At 69.2% G+C, this 19,978-nt stretch carries 17 protein-coding genes; 12 read left to right on the plus strand and 5 right to left on the minus strand.

Annotation, left to right across the window (positions count from 1 at the left end; translation table 11 throughout):
* Positions 1-110: 110 nt before the first annotated feature.
* On the minus strand, positions 111-980 hold the full coding sequence (locus tag ACPCUW_RS07425; protein ID WP_423424097.1) for a MaoC family dehydratase: 870 nt from the start codon (positions 978-980) through the stop codon (positions 111-113).
* 1 nt (position 981) lies between these two features.
* Positions 982-2,343: a 3-oxoacyl-ACP reductase gene (locus ACPCUW_RS07430; protein WP_082856781.1), complete on the minus strand. Its 1,362-nt coding sequence runs from the start codon at positions 2,341-2,343 to the stop codon at positions 982-984.
* 303 nt (positions 2,344-2,646) lie between these two features.
* On the opposite strand from ACPCUW_RS07430, the gene ACPCUW_RS07435 reads away from it, so the two are divergent.
* Complete coding sequence (locus ACPCUW_RS07435) at positions 2,647-4,002, plus strand: acetyl-CoA C-acetyltransferase (protein ID WP_104365975.1); 1,356 nt, start codon at positions 2,647-2,649, stop codon at positions 4,000-4,002.
* Between the two features lie 57 nt (positions 4,003-4,059).
* Here ACPCUW_RS07435 and ACPCUW_RS07440 read toward each other — a convergent pair whose 3' ends face one another.
* Entirely contained in the window at positions 4,060-5,067 is a 1,008-nt protein-coding gene (locus ACPCUW_RS07440; protein WP_423424098.1) for a sigma-70 family RNA polymerase sigma factor, read from the minus strand.
* Positions 5,068-5,197: 130 nt separating this feature from the next.
* On the opposite strand from ACPCUW_RS07440, the gene ACPCUW_RS07445 reads away from it, so the two are divergent.
* From ACPCUW_RS07445 to ACPCUW_RS07475, 7 genes are all read left to right on the plus strand, one after another.
* Positions 5,198-5,545 (plus strand): DoxX family protein, encoded by a 348-nt coding sequence (locus ACPCUW_RS07445; protein ID WP_063011430.1) that lies wholly within the window; start codon positions 5,198-5,200, stop codon positions 5,543-5,545.
* Between the two features lie 203 nt (positions 5,546-5,748).
* Positions 5,749-7,029, plus strand: a complete 1,281-nt coding sequence (locus ACPCUW_RS07450; RefSeq protein WP_423424099.1) for a glycosyltransferase — start codon at positions 5,749-5,751, stop codon at positions 7,027-7,029.
* Positions 7,026-7,979 carry a phytoene/squalene synthase family protein gene (locus tag ACPCUW_RS07455; RefSeq protein ID WP_423424100.1) on the plus strand — a complete coding sequence of 318 codons (954 nt, stop codon included), beginning with the start codon at positions 7,026-7,028 and terminating at the stop codon, positions 7,977-7,979. The genes ACPCUW_RS07450 and ACPCUW_RS07455 overlap by 4 nt, the downstream gene beginning before the upstream one ends.
* Positions 7,980-7,987: 8 nt before the next feature.
* Complete coding sequence (locus tag ACPCUW_RS07460; RefSeq protein WP_030514245.1) at positions 7,988-8,332, plus strand: lycopene cyclase domain-containing protein; 345 nt, start codon at positions 7,988-7,990, stop codon at positions 8,330-8,332.
* Positions 8,329-8,661, plus strand: a complete 333-nt coding sequence (locus ACPCUW_RS07465) for a lycopene cyclase domain-containing protein (RefSeq protein WP_030514244.1) — start codon at positions 8,329-8,331, stop codon at positions 8,659-8,661. Before ACPCUW_RS07460 ends, ACPCUW_RS07465 begins: the two co-directional genes overlap by 4 nt.
* Positions 8,658-10,256 (plus strand): FAD-dependent oxidoreductase, encoded by a 1,599-nt coding sequence (locus ACPCUW_RS07470; RefSeq protein WP_423424101.1) that lies wholly within the window; start codon positions 8,658-8,660, stop codon positions 10,254-10,256. The genes ACPCUW_RS07465 and ACPCUW_RS07470 overlap by 4 nt, the downstream gene beginning before the upstream one ends.
* The gene (locus ACPCUW_RS07475) at positions 10,253-11,260 is read left to right on the plus strand and encodes a DUF5914 domain-containing protein (RefSeq protein ID WP_423424102.1); all 1,008 of its coding nucleotides are present in this window, start codon (positions 10,253-10,255) and stop codon (positions 11,258-11,260) included. Before ACPCUW_RS07470 ends, ACPCUW_RS07475 begins: the two co-directional genes overlap by 4 nt.
* A gap of 57 nt (positions 11,261-11,317) precedes the next feature.
* Here ACPCUW_RS07475 and ACPCUW_RS07480 read toward each other — a convergent pair whose 3' ends face one another.
* Complete coding sequence (locus ACPCUW_RS07480) at positions 11,318-11,767, minus strand: hypothetical protein (RefSeq protein WP_146100745.1); 450 nt, start codon at positions 11,765-11,767, stop codon at positions 11,318-11,320.
* Between the two features lie 340 nt (positions 11,768-12,107).
* Between ACPCUW_RS07480 and ACPCUW_RS07485 the strand changes: the two genes are divergently transcribed.
* The 4 genes from ACPCUW_RS07485 (at position 12,108) to ACPCUW_RS07500 (ending at position 18,673) form a co-directional block, all read left to right on the plus strand.
* Entirely contained in the window at positions 12,108-12,611 is a 504-nt protein-coding gene (locus ACPCUW_RS07485; protein ID WP_030514240.1) for a universal stress protein, read from the plus strand.
* Positions 12,612-12,704: 93 nt separating this feature from the next.
* The gene (locus ACPCUW_RS07490) at positions 12,705-13,805 is read left to right on the plus strand and encodes an isochorismate synthase (RefSeq protein WP_063011454.1); all 1,101 of its coding nucleotides are present in this window, start codon (positions 12,705-12,707) and stop codon (positions 13,803-13,805) included.
* 127 nt (positions 13,806-13,932) lie between these two features.
* On the plus strand, positions 13,933-14,100 hold the full coding sequence (locus ACPCUW_RS07495; protein WP_081879341.1) for a DUF2613 domain-containing protein: 168 nt from the start codon (positions 13,933-13,935) through the stop codon (positions 14,098-14,100).
* Positions 14,081-18,673: an alpha-(1->3)-arabinofuranosyltransferase domain-containing protein gene (locus ACPCUW_RS07500; RefSeq protein WP_423424103.1), complete on the plus strand. Its 4,593-nt coding sequence runs from the start codon at positions 14,081-14,083 to the stop codon at positions 18,671-18,673. Before ACPCUW_RS07495 ends, ACPCUW_RS07500 begins: the two co-directional genes overlap by 20 nt.
* Here the strand turns inward: ACPCUW_RS07500 and ACPCUW_RS07505 are convergent.
* Positions 18,654-19,853, minus strand: a complete 1,200-nt coding sequence (locus tag ACPCUW_RS07505; protein WP_423424104.1) for an acyltransferase family protein — start codon at positions 19,851-19,853, stop codon at positions 18,654-18,656. The genes ACPCUW_RS07500 and ACPCUW_RS07505 overlap by 20 nt on opposite strands.
* Positions 19,854-19,978: the final 125 nt, after the last annotated feature.

Below are 19,978 nucleotides of genomic sequence, written 5' to 3' on the forward strand. Positions count from 1 at the left end.
CGGAACGGCAACAGCCGCCCACCTTTTCGCCTCCGCCACATATCGAATCCCCCATGCGATCCGATATGCGGCCGCCGAGAAGGTGGGCGGCTGTTCGTGCCGTTCGCCGCTCAGCGCAGCGTCGCGGTCAGATGAGGGTAGCCCTTCTTCGGATGTTTCAGCGACAGATCCCAGCCCTCGGCGGTCCGGTCGGCGTAGACGTTGACCGTGGACGGCAGCAGGATCGGCTTACCGAATTTCACCGCGTACGACGTCTTCGCGGGCACCCGGCCTTCGATCACGCCGAGGATCGCGGCGGCCGACCACATGCCGTGGGCGATGGAGCGCGGGAAGCCGAAGGCCTTCGCCCCGAGCGCCGACATGTGGATCGGGTTGCGGTCACCGGAGGCGGCCGCGTAGCGATGGATCATCGCCTGGTCGACCTTCAGCCTGCGCAGCGGCGGCGGAGGCACCTCGTCCGGGGGCGGCGCGGCCTTCGGGCCACCGGACAACGAGGTGCGCTGCTGGTGCAGGAAGGTCGTGACCTGCCGCCACACCAGTTCCCGACCCACGCTGATCTCGCTGATCGCATCGACCAGCAGACCCTTCGGGTGCTCCCGCAGATTCTCCACGTGGGCGCGGATGTCGAGCGGTTCGCTGACCGAGATCTCGCGGGTGCGCTCGATCAGATTCTCCGCGTGCACCGCGCCGACCGCGACGAACGGGAAGTCCCGGGCCACCACCAGCTGCATCACCACGGGAAAGGTGAGCACGAACGGATAGGTCAGCGGCAGGGAGTCGCCGAAGCGCAGCCCGGTCGCGTGGCAGTAGGCGGCGAGGTGGTCGGGATCGACGCGGACGCCGTTCCACTCGACCGCGCGGTCCGGAATCTGAGACTTGCGCGCCGACACCAGCGGCAGCGGAACGGCACCCAGGGCGGCCTTGAGATACAGGCTGCCGGTCTTGGGCGACTCGTTCAGCGAGATGGTCCGGGTTGCCACGTCAGGCTCCGATCATGGCCTGGCCGCAGACGCGAACGATGTTGCCGTTCACCGCATTCGAGGCCGGGCTGGCGAAGTAGGCGATGGTCTCGGCGACGTCGACGGTCTGCCCACCCTGCAGCAGCGAGCTGAGCAGCCGGCCCGCCTCGCGGGTGCCGACCGGAATGGCGGCGGTCATCGCGGTCTCGATGAAACCGGGGGCGACGGCGTTGATGGTGATGCCCTTCTCGGCCAGCTTGGGCGCCTCGGCGTTCACCATGCCGATGACACCGGCCTTGGAGGCGCCGTAGTTGGTCTGGCCGCGGTTACCGGCGATACCGGCGATCGAGGACACGTCGATCACCCGGCCGCCCTCCTTCAGCGCACCCTTGGCCACCAGGCCCTCGGTAATGCGGTGCGGCGCGGCGAGATTGACGTTGAGCACGGCGTCCCAGCGGGCGGCGTCCATGTTCGCGAGCAGCTTGTCGCGGGTGATGCCGGCATTGTGCACGATGATGTCGACGCCGCCGAAGCGCTCGGTGGCGAATTCGGCGATCTTGTCCGCGGCGTCGGCAGCGGTGACGTCGACCGCGAGCGCCGTGCCGCCGACCTTGTTGGCGGTCTGCGACAGCGCCTCACCGGCGGCCGGGATGTCGGCGACGATCACGGTGGCGCCGTCGCGGGCGAACACCTCGGCGATGGTGGCGCCGATACCGCGGGCGGCGCCGGTGACCACGGCGACCTTGCCGTCGAGCGGCTTGGTCCAGTCGATGCCGGCCGCGGCGTTGTCGTCCTTGCCGACCCGGAAGACCTGGCCGTCGACGAACGCCGACTTGGCCGAGAGGATGAAGCGCAGGGTCGACTCCAGACCCGTGGCGGCCGCGGCGGCCTCCGGGTGCAGGTAGACCAGGTTGGCGGTGGCGCCGCGCAGGAGTTCCTTACCCACGCTGCGGGAGAAACCCTCCAGCGCGCGCTGCGCGATCTGCGCGTCGACGCTGCCCGCGAGTTCCGGCGTGGTGCCGACGACCAGCACGCGGCCGGAGGGGGCGATCGAGCGCATGGCCGGCTGGAAGAACTCGAACAGCTGCGACAGTTCCTCCACGGTGCCGATGCCGGTGGCGTCGAAAACCAGCGCGCCGAGCTTCACGCCCTGGGTGGGGGCGTCGACGAAGGTGTAGTCCGACAACAGGGTGCGCGCGGCGTCGGCGACGCGGCCCTTACCGCCGAGCAGGACCGGGCCGGGCAACGCCGGCTCGCCCGGGGTGTAGCGGCGCAGCTTCTCCGGCTGCGGCAGGCCCAACTTGCCGGCCAGGAAGGCGCCGGGGGCGGAATTGACGAACGAACCGTAAAGGTTGGGAGCACCCTTGCTCTTGCTGGCTGCCACTGTTCCTACCTTCTCCTTGTGTCGAATGTGGACGATCTGGACGTCTGCCGTTTCCGTATTTCCCCACTACCCCGCGCGTTGTAGCCCACATCTCCGGGGTACGGTGTCGACAATTAACTTACTCCAGAGTAAGTTTAATGTAAACCGACGGAATCGCCGGCAATACAGTCGGCCGGGTTACCGACTTCGTCCCCAAAATGCGGCATTCCCGGCTCCGGCCCCAGAAAACCCGACGAGACAGTGCCTACCCACCCGCCGGCTCCGCAAGCTCCGCCGGCCCGACCGTCCTCCAAGGAGACTCGAGTGACTACCAAAGCCCGTTCGGCGAAGACCGCACCATCGAGCAGCCGGGCCGACAAGGCCAAGCAGGCCAAACCTGTCGCCGTCCTCGGCGGTAATCGGATCCCGTTCGCGCGATCCGACGGCCGTTACGCCCGCGCCTCGAACCAGGACATGTTCACCTCCGCGCTGAACGGCCTGGTCAGCCGGTTCGGGCTGCAGGGCGAGCGGCTGGGCATGGTTGTCGGCGGCGCGGTGCTCAAGCGCGTCGGCGAGCACGGCATGGTCCGCGAGAGCGTGCTGGGCAGCGAACTGTCGCCCTACACCCCCGCCCACGATCTGCAGCTGGCCTGCGGCACGGGCCTGCAGTCGATCGTCACGGTCGGCGACGCCATCGCGCTGGGCCGGATCGAGGCCGGTATCGGCGGCGGTACCGACACCACCTCCGATGCGCCGATCGGTGTCAGCGAATCCATGCGCGAATGGATGCTCGACGCCAACCGGGCGCGCAACAACAAGGATTACGTCAAGCTCGTGGGCCGGCTGCGCCCGAGCATGGTCGGCATCGAGATCCCGCGCAACGCCGAGCCCCGCACCGGCCTGTCGATGGGTGAGCACGCGGCGATCACCGCCAAGGAATTCGGCATCGCCCGCGAGGCGCAGGACGAACTGGCCTACCTCTCGCACAAGAACATGGCCGCCGCCTACGACCGCGGCTTCTTCGACGACCTGGTCACCCCCTTCCTGGGCCTGACCCGCGACGACAACCTGCGCCCGAACTCCTCGCTGGAGAAGCTGGCCACCCTGAAGCCGGTGTTCGGAAACAAGCTCGGCAATGGTGAAAAAGACCCGAGTGCCACCATGACCGCCGGCAACTCCACCCCGCTCACCGACGGCGCCTCCGCGGTGCTGCTGGGCAGCGAGGAGTGGGCCGCCGAGCGCAACCTGAAGCCACTGGCCTACCTCGTCGACAGTGAAGTCGCCGCGGTCGACTACGTCTGGGGTCCGGACGGCCTGCTGATGGCGCCGACCTACGCGGTGCCGCGCCTGCTCGCCCGCAACGGCCTCACCCTGCAGGATTTCGACTACTACGAGATCCACGAGGCGTTCGCCTCGGTCGTGCTGGCCACCCTGCAGGCGTGGGAATCCGACCAGTACTGCAAGGAGCGCCTGGGTCTGGACGGAGCCCTCGGCGCGATCGACCGCACCAAGCTCAATGTCAACGGCTCCTCGCTGGCCGCCGGGCATCCGTTCGCCGCGACCGGTGGACGCATCGTCGCCCAGACCGCGAAGCAGTTGGCGGAGAAGGGTTCCGGACGCGCGCTGATCTCCATCTGCGCCGCCGGCGGCCAGGGTGTGGTCGCGATCCTGGAGCGTTGATCCGCGACTTCACTTCGGTGACATAGGAATTCGACAACCTGGACAGCGCCGGTTCGGCTACGGCCGAACCGGCGCTGTTCCGTATTCGGGCAACACGGTGACAGTCAGCGCGGCGAGTCGCTCGGGATCGGCGACGACGTCGTAGGCGGTGACCCGGTCGCCGCGCACGGTGACGAGCAGGACCGCGGCGAGACGCCCGGCCGGGGCGACGACGACACCGACCGCGCCGTCGATCAGCGCCACACCCGCGACCTGGGAACGGTTGCGCAGCAAGACGGTTTCCTCGGCCACGGCGGCGGCGCCGCGCACGACCGCCGCGATGCCGGGCGGCAGGACCGCCGGGTCCGCGGTACGCACGACATCGGGCGCGAGGACCGCGAGCAGGGCACCGAGGTCGCCTGCTCGTGCCGCCGACAGGAATGCCGTGACCACCTCACGATGACGGGCGAGCTCGGCCGGGGGCGTCGAGCTGTCGCCGCGTACCCGTTGCCGGGCGCGACTGGCCAGCTTCTTCGTCGTCGCCGTGGTCCGGCCCACGATCGGGGCGATATCGCCGAACGGGACGGCGAACATATCGTGCAGTACGAAGGCGACGCGCTCGTCCGGGCTCAGCGCGTGCAACACCACCAGCATCGCGCGGCCGACCGAATCGGCCAGTAGCGCTTCGGGTTCCGGTTCGGTGAAGGCGCCGGACCGAGAGCCGGCCTCGGTGCCGGCGGAGTCGAGCGCGGCGGATCGGTCCACGGGGTCGACGAACTCTTCCCGCCGGGCGGTCCGGGAACGCAACTGGTCCAGACAGATTCGCGAGACGACGGTGGTGAGCCACGCCGCGAGATTGTCGATCCCGAACCCGTCCGCCGCACGCCCCTCCACCGCAGACCCGTCCGCAACACCTCGCTCACCGCGCGTCGTCTCGGTCGCGCTCGCGGCCCGATCGAGGCGCAGCCAGGCTTCCTGCACCGCGTCCTCGGCCTCGTGCAGCGAGCCCAGCATGCGGTAGGCGATATCGCGCAGCAGGTCGCGGTGTCGTTCGAAGCGCCGCGCCAGCTCGTCCCGATCGCGCACCGGTCACCTTTCTCCGTCGCCGCACGTCGAACTCGATGTGGGACGGATTCGCCCTGTTCGCCCGCGCAGTGGGCTCGGCCCACACCTTCACCATCGCAGATCAGGGGCGCCGAACGAGCAGGAGGGTGTCATGCACACCGCATACGTGACCGTCACGATCGTCGCCGCCGTGGTCGTCTTCGGGGCGACCGTCGTCGACATCGTCAACCCGGACTGGGTGCGCGGAAATATGCGCAGCTACGGGGTGCCGGACTGGGCGTTGATGCCGTTGGCGGCGATCAAGGCCGCGGGTGCGCTCGGGTTGCTGGTCGGCCTGGCGATCCCGGCGATCGGCATCGCCGCGGCCGTCGGCCTCGTGCTGTATTTCGTCGGCGCGGTGATCACCATCGTGCGGGCGCGCTGGTACGCGCATCTGCCGTATCCGATGCCGTGCCTGGTCCTGGCACTCGCCGTCGCCTGCCTGTTCCCGATCGCCTGAACCGGCCGGGCGTTCTACCGTAAAATCTCGTGTCGTACGGGCAACACGTCGCCGATCGATGTGGTGCCCGAACGCTTCTTCACTGAGCTCGACGTGACGGTTGCTGCCGCGTGCAGTGTCAGCGCGGCGCAGAGTAGGCCGGATCGACATCCTGGGCGGACACCGCCGAGGCGATCCGGCCACGATCAGCGAGGAACCGTGGAATGGCACGATATTTGCTGGCCGCGAGTCCCATACCCGGTCATGTTCTGCCGCTGGCCACCGTCGCGGGCGAACTTCGGCGGCGCGGGCACCGAGTCCGATTGCTCACCGGAGCTCGATTTCGCGAACTCGCGATCGAACACGGCGTGCCGGCGGCGGAATTACCGGGCGCGGCCGATGTTCGTCCCGTGGCTTCGAGAGCGGGCCGCGGGCTCGGCCGGCGTCTGCGGATCGGCCGGGCGGAACTGAGTTCGATCTTTCTCGCGCCCCTCACGGCCCAGTACACAGCGCTGTCCTCCGAGCTGGCCCGCGGGCATTTCGACGCCGTGCTGGTGGATTCGATGTTCAGCGGTGCGATACCCCTGCTCGTGTCCGATGCTCCCCGACCGCCGGTGCTGGTGTGCGGAGTCGGACCGCTCACGCTCTCCAGCGCCGATTGCCCGCCGTTCGGTGTGGGATGGCAGCCACGGGCCGGGCGCGACTACACGCGGATGAATCGTTTCGTGCACCACGTACTGTTCCGCCCGTCGCAGGCGAGGTTGAATGCGATTCTTGCCGAACTCGGCATGCCGCCGGCCCCGGTCTTCCTGCTCGATTGGCCGATCCTGGCCGACCGGATACTGCAGTTCACCGTGCCCGGTTTCGAATACCCTCGGCGCGATCTTCCGTCCACGGTGGTGTTCACCGGACCGATTCCGGCGTCGGCGGACGGGTTCGAGGCGTCCCCCGACTGGAAGTCCGTCGCCGACCACCGCCGGGTCGTACACCTCACCCAGGGCACCTGGGACAACGGCGATCCCGATCAGCTGCTCCGGCCCGCGCTGGCAGCGCTGGCGCGGCGCCCGGATCTGGTCGTCGTGGTCAGCACCGGCGGGAAGGACGCGAGCCTGGGCCCGCTGCCCGCGCATATTCACGTGCGTGATTTCGTTCCGTACGCAGAGTTGCTGCCGCATGTCGACCTCGTGATCACCAACGGTGGTTACGGCGGCGTGCACCATGCGTTGCGCCACGGCATCCCGGTGATCGTCGCGGGTGACACCGCGGACAAGCCGGAAGTCGCCGCGCGCGTGGCCTATACCGGCACGGGCATCGATCTCGGTGGCGCCGCGCCCGCACCGGCGGCGGTCGCGGCGGCGGTGGACCGCGTTTTCGGCGACACCGGCTATCGCGTGGCGGCGCGTCGATTGGCGAGGGAAATCGCACAGCACAAGCCCTTCGACACCATCGAGTCCGTACTCGCGGACACGACCACGGGTGTGCGGCCCCGAGGGGAGGCGTTGTGACCCGCACCGAACTCGAGGCGGCCGGCATCACCGATCCGCGACTGCGTGACTCGTACCGATATTGCCGATCTCTCAACGCTCGCCACGGCAAGACCTTCTTCCTGGCAACCAGGTTGCTCGCGCCCGATCAGCGCCCCGCCGTGCACGCGCTGTACGGATTCGCCCGCCGCGTCGACGACGTACTCGACGAATTCGATCCGGCCTGGACCGTTCACCGCCGCGAGGCGCGTTTGACGCAGTTGGCAGCGCAACTCGAGGCCGGTGACGGCGATGCCGATCCGGTGCTGGCCGCGGTATTGGATACCGCCGAACGGCATCACATCCGCGCCGAACTGTTCCAGGCATTCCTGGCATCCATGCGCCTCGATCTGACAGTCACCGACTACCCGGACCGGAAGGCGCTCGACCGCTATATCTACGGGTCGGCGGAGGTGATCGGGCTGCAACTGCTGCCGATACTGGGGACCGTCGGCCCCGCGCCGGCAGCCGAGCCATATGCCGCCGCCTTGGGAAAGGCCTTCCAGCTCACCAACTTTCTGCGCGATGTCGACGAGGATCTGGCGCGCGGCCGGATCTACCTGCCCGCGGACGAGCTGGCGGCGCACGGCGTCGACCGCGATCTGCTGATGTGGTGCCGGAAACAACGGCACAGCGATTCCCGGGTGCGTGACGCGCTGGCCGAGCAACATGCCCGCACCCGGGAGATATATGCCTACGCTCGGGACGGGATCGAACTCCTGGCACCCCGTTCCCGCCCGTGCGTCGCGACGGCTCTACAGCTCTATTCGGAGATTCTGGATCGCATCGAACGCGGCGGGTTCGAAGTCTTCGGGCAGCGCGCCACCGTCGGCAAGCTTCGCCGGGCGTATGTCGGTGCCACCGGTCTGGCGCACGCGCAGTGGGCCCGCCGCCGGCCGGAACGCGGACACAGGATCAACGAACGACGGTAGGAGTCGGCATGGCGCATTGGCATTACCTGTTCCTCCTCATGGCCTGTCTGGCGCTGACCGCGCCATTGGAATGCTTCGGCCGCGGCGTGTATCGCCGGCCACGATTACTGGCGGCCGCGCTGATACCGCCCGCTCTGCTCTTCCTGACCTGGGATCTGCTCGCGATCGCCGGTGGCGTATGGAGTTTCGACAGCCGTTACCTGGTCGGCATCACCCTGCCGGGTTCGATACCGCTCGAGGAAGTGCTGTTCTTCCTGGTTGTTCCGATTTGCGGGCTCTTCACCTTCGTCGCCGTCGAAGCGCTGCTCGGCAGCGAACGAGGGCGGCGCCCGGCACTGCGAGGCAGACGATGAGCGTCGGAATACTCGCGTACACCGTGCCCGCTGTGGCGGCGGTGCCCGCGGTGTGGGTCGCCGAATGGACCGTGCTGCGCACCGGATTGCTGCGGCGCCCCGCCTACTGGATATCGATGGTCATCGTGCTCGGCTTCCAGATACCGGTCGACGGGTGGTTGACGAAGCTCAGCGCGCCGATCGTGCTGTACAACCCGGACCACATACTCGGGATCCGGTTTCCCTGGGATATCCCGGTGGAGGACTTCTTCTTCGGATTCGCCCTGGTCACAGCGGTATTGCTCTGCTGGGAGCGGGCGCGGCAACGGCAGGAGGGATCGCCGTCATGAGAACCCGGTCGGCTCACGACGGGCTGGGGCGGGATCCGCGGCGGGTCCGGCTCCCGGCCGCGCCGGGACGAATGGATGTCGGCGCGGGCGGGCAGCCGCGACCACGAGTGGCGGTGGTGGGCGCGGGCATCGCGGGTCTGGCCGCGGCCACAGGGCTGGCCGAACGGGGATTTCGAGTCGACGTGATCGAACGCGAGCGATATCTCGGCGGCCGCGTCGGCGGATGGACCGAGACGCTGCCCGACGGCACCGCGCTCGCCATGAACCGGGGTTTCCACGCCTTCTTTCCGCAGTACTACAATTTGCGAAAGCTGTTGTCGCGCAGCGATCCCGGGCTGACCAGGTGGCAACGTGTCGACGACTATCCGCTGATCGACGCGCACGGCCGCCGGGACGGTTTCCGTCATCTGCCCCGCACCCCTCCCTGGAACGCGGTGGCGTTCGCGTTGCGCAGTCCCACCTTCCGGCTGCGCGACCTGATCCGGATGGACCCCTCCGCGGCGGCGCCGCTGGCCGCCGTGTCGGTACCGCGGATCTATCGGCAGCTCGACGACGTGGACGCCGATACCTTCCTGCAGCGCATCAATTTCCCGGTTGCCGCGCGGCATCTGGCCTTCGACGTCTTTTCTCGCAGCTTCTTCGCCGCTCCCCAGCAGATGTCGGCAGCCGAACTGGCGACGATGTTCCACATCTACTTCCTGGGCTCCAGCGAGGGTTTGGTCTTCGACACGATTCGGGACAATTTCGATGTGGGCCTGTGGAATCCGCTGCGGGACCATCTCACCGCGCCGGACGTCGCCGGACGTCCCGGCCGTGTCGACTTCCACACCGGCGTCAGAATCACCCGGATCGACACCGACGGCCCCGGTTTCCGGCTGCACGCCGACAACGGGTCCGGTCTGTCCGCCGATGCCGTCGTACTCGCCGCCGACATAGCCGGTCTGCGCGACATCGTCGCCGCGTCACCGGAATTGGGGACTGCCGAATGGCGCGAGCGAGTCGCCGCATTGGCGCTCGCCCCGGCCTTCGTCGTCTACCGGCTCTGGCTGGACCGTCCGTTGCGCCGCGACCGGCCCAGCTTCCTCGCCACCGGCAACCTCAGCCCGATCGACAACATCAGTGTCGTCGATCGCTACGAGAGCGCCGCTGCCCGATGGGCCCGGCAACGGGGCGGCAGCGTCGTGGAACTGCACGCCTACGCGGCTGCGCCCGAACTACCCGGCACATCGGTACGGGAGGCGGTGCAAGACCGGCTGTGCGCGCGACTGCACGAGATCTACCCCGAATCCAGGCAGGCGCGGGTCGTGGCGGAACGCACGCTGTGGCGCCGGGACTGCCCCCGTTTCGCGCCGGGCGATTTCGCCAACCGGCCGGAGGTCACCACCCCGCACCCGCGGTTGATGCTGGCAGGTGACGGCATACGGGTGGATCTTCCGGTGGCCCTGATGGAACGCGCCGCGACGACCGGTTGGCTCGCGGCGTCGACGTTGGCACAACACTGGCGGGCAGCCGGTCATTCACTGCAGACGGTGCCCAACCGTGGCCGCTCGGCCGTCCTGCGCACCCTCGCGCTCCGGGAAAGGAATTCGTCGTGAACCATCGGCTTCAGCTCACCGGCCGGGTGAGGAACCTTCCACTGCGACGTTTCGCCGCCGAAGAGTGGTCGCGACAGCGGCCCACCTACCGCGACGCCGATCCCGCCCTGATCGACGCGACACTGGACTGGTCCCAGCGATTGCCCAGCGGAAACTGGTACGTGTTCGCGGCGAGTCGCGCGATCCGGGCGGGGCGGCCGTTCGGCACGACCGTCGGCGGTGTCGAGATCGTCGCCTGGCGAGACCGCGACGGCAGCCTGCTGGTCGGCCCCGGCGCGTGCCCGCACCTCGGTGCGTCGCTCGCGACCGGCCGCGTCGAGAACGGCACCTTGATCTGCCGCTGGCACGGCCTGCGGATCGGCGCCGACGGCGGGCCGCGGTGGTCACCGTTCCCCTGCCACGACGACGGGGTGCTCGCCTGGGTACGCCTGGACGCCGTGGGTGGGCACACACCGACCGAGGCGCCGGTCGTCGGCGCCCGGCCCGAGGACACTACGGTGCACGCGGTCAATCGGTCGACGGGCATCTGCGAGCCGAGCGACATCGTCGCCAACCGGCTCGATCCGTGGCACGGCGGATGGCTCCACCCGTACTCCTTCACCCGCCTGGATGTCACTCGGACACCCCCGCGCGAGCACCTCGGCGAGGACGATCATCGCTTCCTGCTCACCGTCACCTTCCGCGTCACCCGCGGTCTCGGAGTTCCGGTCGAAGCGGAATTCACCTGTCCCGACCCGCGCACGATCGTGATGCGCATCGTCGGCGGCGAAGGCGCGGGCAGTGTGGTGGAAACCCACGCCACCCCGCTCGGCCCGGGCCCCGACGGCCGGCCTCGCACCGCGGTGATCGAAGCGGTCATCGCACACTCACTTCGCCCCGGTTTCCGGCACGCGCACCGCGCTCTCCCGGTGCTGCGCCCGCTGATCAATCACGCGGCGGCCCGCCTATGGCGCGACGACCTGGCCTATGCCGAGCGCCGCTACGAGTTGCGCACCCGCCGATAGCCTCGCGATTGCGGCGCCGCCGGACGCCGGTCCGGTCGTCGTGCCCCGGTCGTCGTGCTATGCCGCGATGCGCTCCACCGCTGCCACGACCTCCGACAGCAGCGGCAGCGATTCGTCGCGCTGGGGCGCGCGCGCCCACCACCGGCCCTCATGGGTGTGGCGCCCGAATCCGGTGGGCAGAATGACATTGCTGCGATGGGATCCGATATCGACGCCGTGGCGTTCCAATCGCAGTGTCCGGTCCACATCGGGATATCCGTCGAATACCGCGATAAACGTTCGACGCGGCGGGTGTTCACGCACGAGCACCGGCCCCGGAATCCCGCGCACGGTCAATTCACCGAGTACCAGCGCACCGAGCGGTTCCGGCGTATTCACCGCGGCGACCGAGTCGCCGAGAGGTAACACGACATATCCCGGCGAGGTGACGCGCACATAGGGTAATCCGAACAGCTCGCGGTAGGTGTCCGCCCAATCCTGTGGCGTAGCAATCTCTTTCAATCGCACGATGCACCTCACTCACTGTCCATCTCCCGGCGCCGTGCCCCGGCTCCGTTCGTCGGTTGTTCCAGTGAATACCGGAAATCACAGCAGTTACACGTGATTCGGTGAATCACGCGCGAATTGTCAGCCACGAGTGAGGTTCAGCACACGGTCCGGCCGGTCCGGACCGAATGGTCGCATTCGGTCCGGACCGAATCCGGTGACGGAACGGAACGGTTTCGAATCGAATCGGCGAATACCGATCGACATCCCGCATTTACGCTGATCGCCCGAGTACTCTCGGGGCCGCGGGTAGTCTCGGAACAACCCGCATGCGCACGGCACGGATGTCCGGGAGGTCGGCATGACTTGCGACTTGATGCTCATCGCGTACGACGGATCCGAGAATGCGAAGCGGGCCGTGGAATATGCGGGGCGATTCTTGTCCGCGCCCAAGGCGGTCGTGCTCACCGCATGGGAGCCGATGGTGCGCCAGGCCGCGCGGCTGTCCGGACTTTCCGGTGTGATGCAGCCGGAATGGCTGCCGGACGAGGAGATCGAGGATATCGCCTACGTCGACGCGAAACAGATCAATGCCGAGGGCGTACGGCTGGCCAAATTGGCGGGATTGAATGCGGAGCCCCGTACCGCCGAATGCACCTCGACCATCTGGAACGCCATCGTCGACGTGGCAGACGAGCTGAATGTGGACATCATCGTCGCCGGTACGCGCGGTTCCACCGGCATCCGCGCCCTGCTGCATTCGAGCGTGGCGGAGGCCGTGCTGAAGCACTGCCATCGGCCGATTCTGCTGGTGCCGCCGGGAAAGGAACCGATACCGGTCAGCGATCTCGCCGGTCAGCTGTGAGGGTGCCGCCGCCTTCACATGAGTCTGCCCACATGAGATCTGCGTCGCTACCCGGGCGCCGCCGCTTCCGCACACGACTATCGTCGGGAAACTATGGACGGCTTTCTGCTCGCACAACCGGGGGGCGTGGTCCGTACGACCGGCATCCGGCGCGCATTCGACGATGCGCGGCGGGCAGCGACGGCCCTGCGTGACGGTGCGGCGGAACTGATCGTCGGCGCGATCCCGTTCGACCCGGGCGATGCGGCCGCGCTGTGTGAGCCGCAGCAGGCCCAGCACAGTGCGGGCCCGTGGCGTCCGGCCGCCGTTCCGCCCCTGCCCGAGGTCCGGGTCGTCGCGGAGATTCCCAGTCCGGCAGAGCATGTGGCCCGGGTGACGAAACTGGTGGAGCAGCTGTCGGATCCGGCGCAGCCGCTGCGCAAGGTGGTCGCCGCGCGCTCGTTGATCGCCGAGGCGGACCAGCCGCTCGAGCCCGAGGTGGTCGCCGCGCACCTGCTGGTACGCCATCCTCAGGCCAACGTCTTCGCCGTCGATCTGACTCCCGCCGGCCGGACCGGCGCGCACCTGGTCGGCGCCACACCGGAGGTGCTGGTCGCCCGGCACGGTGACACCGTCACGCTGCGTCCACTGGCCGGAACGCTGCCCCGGCACGCCGATCCCACCGTCGATGCCGAACGGTCGCGGGAGTTGTTGTCCAGTACCAAGAATCGCGACGAACACGCCTTCGTCATCGAGTGGATCCGGGAACGACTCACCCCCGTGTGCGCCGAACTCGCGATCCCGGACGGCCCCGAGCTGATCAACACCGCCGAGGTCTGGCATCTGGCCACACCCATCACCGGACGCCTGCGCGATCCCGCCACCACCGCGCTCGATCTGGCCCTGCTGCTGCATCCCACGCCCGCCGTCTGCGGCACCCCCACCGACCTCGCCCTGCGGACCATCACCGAGTACGAGGAGCCGCGCGGCTTCTACGGCGGCGCGGTCGGCTGGTGCGATGCGCGCGGCGACGGCGAATGGGTGGTCGCGATCCGGTGCGCCGACGTGTCCGCGGACGGACGCACCGTGCAGGCCTACGGTGGCGGCGGCATCGTGGCGGCCTCCGACCCGCGCACCGAACTCGACGAGACGACCGCGAAACTGCGCACTCTGTTGAACGGGCTGGCCTGCCCGGTACCGGACCAGCCGAGCTGATCGCAGCTGCTCGAAAAGCCGCTCGGGAGCCGTTCGCCCGGCGGGTTGCGGTGCTGCTTGTCTCTCGGGGCGCGTCCATGTTGTAGGTTGGCTCGCAAGACGCCTGTGTCGATGTTGGGAGTACGCGATGAAGTTTGCCGTCCCGGGGGTTGCGAGCGCCGTCGCCGGAGCGCTGCTCGGTGTGATCGCGGTGTTCATCGTCGTGACGGCGACGGCGCAGAATTCGCGGCCCGAGATAAGTCATGGAGACGCCTCGTCGTCGCTGCTGAACAACGTTGAGTACGGCGCTCGCTGACGCTGCGCCGACCGCTGCCCCCGCCGCCGACTCTCGCTCCTCGGCCACCGCACCACTGGGCCGGCGTTGGTTCGCCGGTACCGTTCTCGTCGCCTTCCTGCTGACCTATCTGCAGGCGCCCGGTAACACCGTCGCCGACACCAAATACGACCTCGCCCAGAATCCGGTCGGATTCCTGCAGCGTGCCGCCCACCTGTGGAGCAGTCAGGCCCCGATGGGCCAGGTGCAGAACCAGGCCTACGGATATTTCTTCCCGCACGGCGCCTTCTTCTCGCTGGGCCATGTGCTGGGCCTTCCGGCGTGGGTGACGCAGCGGATCTGGTGGGCGCTGCTGATCCTCGCCGGCTTCTGGGGCATCGTCCGGCTGTGCGAGGTGCTGGGCATCGGCACCCGCGGTTCCCGGGTGATCGCGGCGGTCGCGTTCGCACTGTCGCCGCGGGTGTTGACCACGCTCGGATCCATCTCCTCGGAAACCCTGCCGATGATGCTGGCTCCCTGGGTGCTGCTCGCACCGGCGGCCCTGGGTGTGGTGGGGATGCCGCGCATCCATGCCGCCCGGTCCGGATGGCGGCGACTGCTACCGCACCGGCCGACCGCCGAATCGGTCTCGATGCGGGGTGCGACCTCGCCGGCGGCGAGCGCCCTCGCGTTGGCGCTGATGGGGTCGGTCAACGCGGTCGCGACCGTGGCAGCCTTCCTGCCCGCGGCACTGTGGTGGGCGTCGTATCGCCCGAATCGGACCTGGTGGCGGTTCACCCGGGCCTGGATTCCGCTGCTGATCCTGGGCACCTTGTGGTGGGTGGTACCGCTGCTGGTGCTGGGCAAGGTGAGTCCGCCGTTCCTGGACTACATCGAATCCTCCGGCGTGACGACCCAGTGGGCGTCGCTGGGTGAGGTGTTGCGCGGCACCGACAGCTGGACGCCGTACGTCTCACCGGAGCGGATCGCGGGTGCGGTGCTGGTCACCCAGCCCGCGGCGGTGCTGGCGACGGGCGTGCTGGCGGCGGCCGGAATGGCCGGGCTGGCGCTGCGTTCCATGCCGGCGCGCGGGCGGTTCACGCTCGTCCTGATCGCCGGCCTGGTCGGCATCTGTGCCGGATATGCCGGACAGCTGGGCGGCCCGTTCGCCGAATCGGTGCGGATCTTCCTGGATTCCGGCGGTGCCCCGCTGCGCAATGTGCACAAGCTGGAACCACTGATCCGGATCCCGCTGGTGATCGGGCTCGCCCATCTGCTGCGGCGGGTGCCGCTGCCCGCCTCGGTGCCGATGCCCGTGTGGCGCAGCGCCTTCGCCCATCCCGAGCGCAACCGCATGGTCGCGGTGGCGGCGCTGCTGCTGGCGGCGCTGGCGCTGTCGACCTCGTTGGCATGGACCGGCAAACTCGCCCCGCGCGGCGCCTACGACAAGGTGCCGGCGTACTGGCAGCAGACCGCGGACTGGTTGGCGCGCAACGCTTCCGACACCCGGGCGCTGGTGGTGCCCGGAGCACCGTTCGGCAGTCAGATCTGGGGCCTGACCCGCGACGAACCGCTGCAGGCTCTGGCTCGCACGCCGTGGGCGGTGCGTGATGCCGTGCCGCTCACGCCGCCGGGCGCGATCCGGGCGATGGATTCGGTGCAGCGGCTGATCGCCGACGGCCGGCCCTCGACCGGGCTCGCACCGACACTGATCGATCAGGGCATCGGAATTCTGGTGCTGCGCAACGATCTCGATCCCGATACCTCCCGCTCCACCCGGCCGATGCTGGCGCACGCGGCAATCGAGGGTTCGCCCGGCATCACCAAGGTCGCCGAATTCGGCAACCCGATCGAGGTGGGCCACGGTGACGGTCTGGTCGCCGACGGTGATCTGCGCCCCACGTATCCGGCGATCGAGATCTACCGGGTGAGCGCCGGTGACCGCGGTGATCCTGCCGAGATTCGCAGTGGTCCCGGCGCTCCGGCGAGTTTCCCGGGGGCACGGACGGTGCCGCTGCCTTCGGTTCCGGTGGTGCAGGGCGGGCCGGAAGTGCTGGAACGGCTGCGTCGCAACGACTCCGAAGCGAACGGTCCCGCGCTGCTGGCCGCCGATGCCGCACGCGCCGGACTGACTCCGGTCGCGACCACGATCACCGATACGCCGATGGATCGGGAGGCCGATTTCGGACGGGTGGACAACCACAATTCGGCGCTGCGCGCGCCCACCGACGCCCGCCGCACCCACAATCTGGTACCCGACTACCCAGTGCCCGGCGCGCAGCCGGTGCAGGGACAGTGGTCCGGCGCGACCGTCACGGCGTCCAGTTCCGCGGCCGATGCCACGCAGCTCGGCGGAGCGGCGCCCGGCAGTTCGACCGCCGCCGCCTTCGACGGGGATCCGAGCACCGCGTGGTTGAGCACCAGCGCCGAACACGCTGTCGGGCAATGGCTGCGACTCGACCTCGACCATCCCATCGAAGCCGGTGCCCTGCAGGTCACCACGAGCCCCGCCGCGATCGGCGACCCGGTGAAGTGGATCGAGGTGCGCACCGCTAACGGGACGGTGGCCGCACGAATATCGGAACCCGGTGCGCCGGTGTCGGTTTCGTTGCCGCCGGGCCGTACCGACTGGCTCACCATCACCGCGACCCGCACCGAGAACGGCACCGGCGGTGGGCAATTCGGCATCAGCGAAGTTCAGCTGTTCGACTATTCGAACCGTGACGCACCGACGCCCGTGACGATTCGCCACCACACGGTGCTACCGCCCGTTCCGGCCGGAACGCCGGTGCGCGGCTGGAATCTGGGACAGGAATTTCCCGGCCGCAGCGGATGTTTCGATGCGCCGGATCGGGTGCGCTGCAGTAAGGGCCTCGCGCTACCCGCCGAGGAGCCGGGCGCCTTCGAACGCACTCTCGGTGTGCCGGACCCGATGACGGTCGCACCGCGACTGACTCTGCGCACGCGACAGGGCCCCGCACTGGAAGGCTTGCTGACCGATCCGGAGCGGCCCATCGCCCGCGGCAAGGCCGACGTGGGCGATCTGCGCGGTTCGGCCTTCGCGGCGACCGACGGCGATCCGCGCACCAGCTGGATCGCGCCCGAGGACACCGTGCGCAATCGCACCGGCGCCAAACCGACACTGACGATTCAGCTGCCGCGACCGGAACTGGTGACCGGCCTCGAGGTCACCCCGCCGATGGGCGCACTGCCCGCGCGACCGACCTCGATCGCGGTCAATCTCGGGGACGGGCCGCAGGTTCGCGAGGTTCCGCCCGCGCCGAAGGGACGCGATCCGGAGGCGACGGCCGACTCACCGGGCCGAACCTCGCCGACCGCCACACCGCCGCGCAACGCGCCCGCCCCGGAGCCCAAGTCGACCGACACCCCCGCGCCGATGTCGGCGCCGCCGACTCCGGTGCGGCTGGAGTTGCATCCGTACGTCACCGACCACATCGAGCTCAGCATCGATACCTGGAAGCCGGTGCTGGACCGGACCGCCCTCGGGCTCACCCAGGAGCAGCCGCCGGGCCTGGCGGAGGTGTCGGTACTCGGACCGGACTACCCCGCGCCCGCCCCCGGCGATCGGCCGGTGACCGTCGACTGCGACCACGGCCCGACCATCGCGGTCGCCGGGCGGGTTTTGCACACCAGCGTGACCGCGACGGCCGATGCGTTGCTCACGGGAAAGCCGGTGTCCGCCACCGTGTGCGCTCCCGGCGACGGCGGCGCCCCGGGGACGGCCGACCTCCCCGCCGGTTCCGTCGACGTCACGGTCGCCCCGACGGAGCTGTTCTCGGTCGACGAACTGCGGTTGGACAACACGGCTTTCGCGGCCGACGGCTCCGACTCGCCCGAATCCCTCGCTCCGGGGTCGCCCGAAGACGCGGGTCGCCCGGTCGGCATCGATGCGCCGGCCGGCGATCGCCTGCTGGTCCTGCCACTCAGTACCAATGTCGGCTGGACCGCGCACACCGGGGACGGCCACGCGTTGCGGCCCGTCGTGGTCGACGGGTGGAAGCAGGGGTGGGTGATTCCCGCCGATGCGCACGGCCCGGTGACCGTGGGGTTCCCGATCGACCGCTGGTATCGCCTGGCCATCTTCGGCGGATTGCTGTTGCTGATCCCGCTGGCACTGTTGGCTCTGCCGGTTCCGAGACGACTGCGTAAACGGTTGTGGCACAACGGCGATGGTCGCCGCGCCCCCGCCCTGTCGGCGGCCGAGTCGCCCGCCCCGGCGGACGGCGAACCCGCGACGACCTACGACCCACCACCTCGGACCTGGAACAGTTGGTGGCTGGGTGCGGCCGGTGTGTCGATCGCCGCGTTCCTCATCTCCGGTCCGATCGGAACACTCTGCGCTGCCGCAGGTTTGGTTGCGGTGCGGCTGCTGCCGAAGGCGCCGCTCGTTCTCGCGGTCCTCGCCGGGGCCGGAACGATTCTGGGTGAAGCCGCGCTCTCGACCGGGCCGTGGCGTTCGGCCGAGGCCTATATGGGTGGCTCGCTGTGGACGCAGTTCCCGGCGCTGGTGGCGGTGGTCGCCGTGGGCGTCGCCGCACTGCCCGCGCGCACACCGCTCCGGCGGGCGCGTTCCACTAACCGAACCGGCGTTTGACCCACTGCCGCACCGGTTCTTCGACCAGCGCGTAACTCGCGGCGGCCAGCGGCATCGTGAAGGCGACCGTCAATGCCAGCACATGCAGGAACCCGCCGTTGAACGGGATGAATCCGAAGATCGGGAACATCATCGCCAGCACCACCAGATGCCAGATGAAGATGCCGTAGGACCAGCGTCCGATCGTCAGCGCCAGGCGGCTCTCCAGAAAGCGGTGCCGCGCGACACCGACCACGAGCGGGGCGAGCAGGCCGAAACAGATCAAGGCCCCTAGACCCATTTTCATCGCGTACTGCCACGCCGCGGCGCGGGCCAGTCCGGCGGGACCGGCCAGATCGGTCGCCGACAGCGCGAACGCGACCGCGGCGACCGACCACATCAGCCGGCGGTCGCCGAGCGGGCGTTGCCAGCGCGGGGTCACCTCCCCGCTGCGGGACCGCGCGGCGAGGACCTCGGCCAGTTCGGCCAGCACCATGCCGGCCGCGAACCACGGCAGATATCCGGGCAGCCAATTGTCGGCGTGGATGGCGTCCGGGGTCGGCACCGGCAGGAAATTCCAGCCCAGGCACAGCAGTCCCATCGCGGTCACCGCGAACACCCGCTGCCGTGCCGCCGCGCCGCGCAACCGGACCAGCGCCCAGGCCAGCAGCGGCAGCATCAGATAGAACGCCACCTCCACCGACAGACTCCACATCTGGGTGAGACCGTCGGTCAGGGTCAGCGGAACGAACACCTGCACCAGGATCAGATTCGCCCCCCATACCCGCAGCCCGGCCGAATGTGCCGCCGACGGCAGCAAAGTGAGCGCCACGCAGACCACGACCCAGTAGGCGGGCAGGATGCGAGCGGCCCGGTGCAGCAGATAGCGCCCGGCCCGAGGGGCGGTGCCCAGGCCGCGGGCCGCTGCGGCGTGCGGGCGCCACAGCAGGAAACCGGAGAGACCGAAGAATACGGCGACGGCCATGTCGAACCGTTCCCACACCCGCCCGATCACCGGCGTCGCGGTGGCGCCGGTCTGGAAGGCCACGTGCGTCAGCACCACGCCGAGGGCGGCCAGTCCGCGCAGCCCCTCCAGCGCGGGAACGAATCTCCGGGTTCCGGGAACCGGCGGAGCGGGACGCGACGCCGCGGCAACCGGCACGTCGGTGCTGGATGTGGCGATTTCTGGCGTTGCGGTCATCGCGATCCAGTGTGCCCTGCCGGGTTCGCCGGCGCCTCGTGTGGCTCCCCGCGCCCGCGGACTCGAACCGCGACTCGCCGGACACTCGTACTTTTTCGGAGTGTTTTCCGCACTCAGCTCGCCAG

This window comes from Nocardia sp. AB354 (assembly GCF_049538315.1).
GTDB classification, from domain to species: Bacteria; Actinomycetota; Actinomycetes; order Mycobacteriales; family Mycobacteriaceae; genus Nocardia; species Nocardia nova.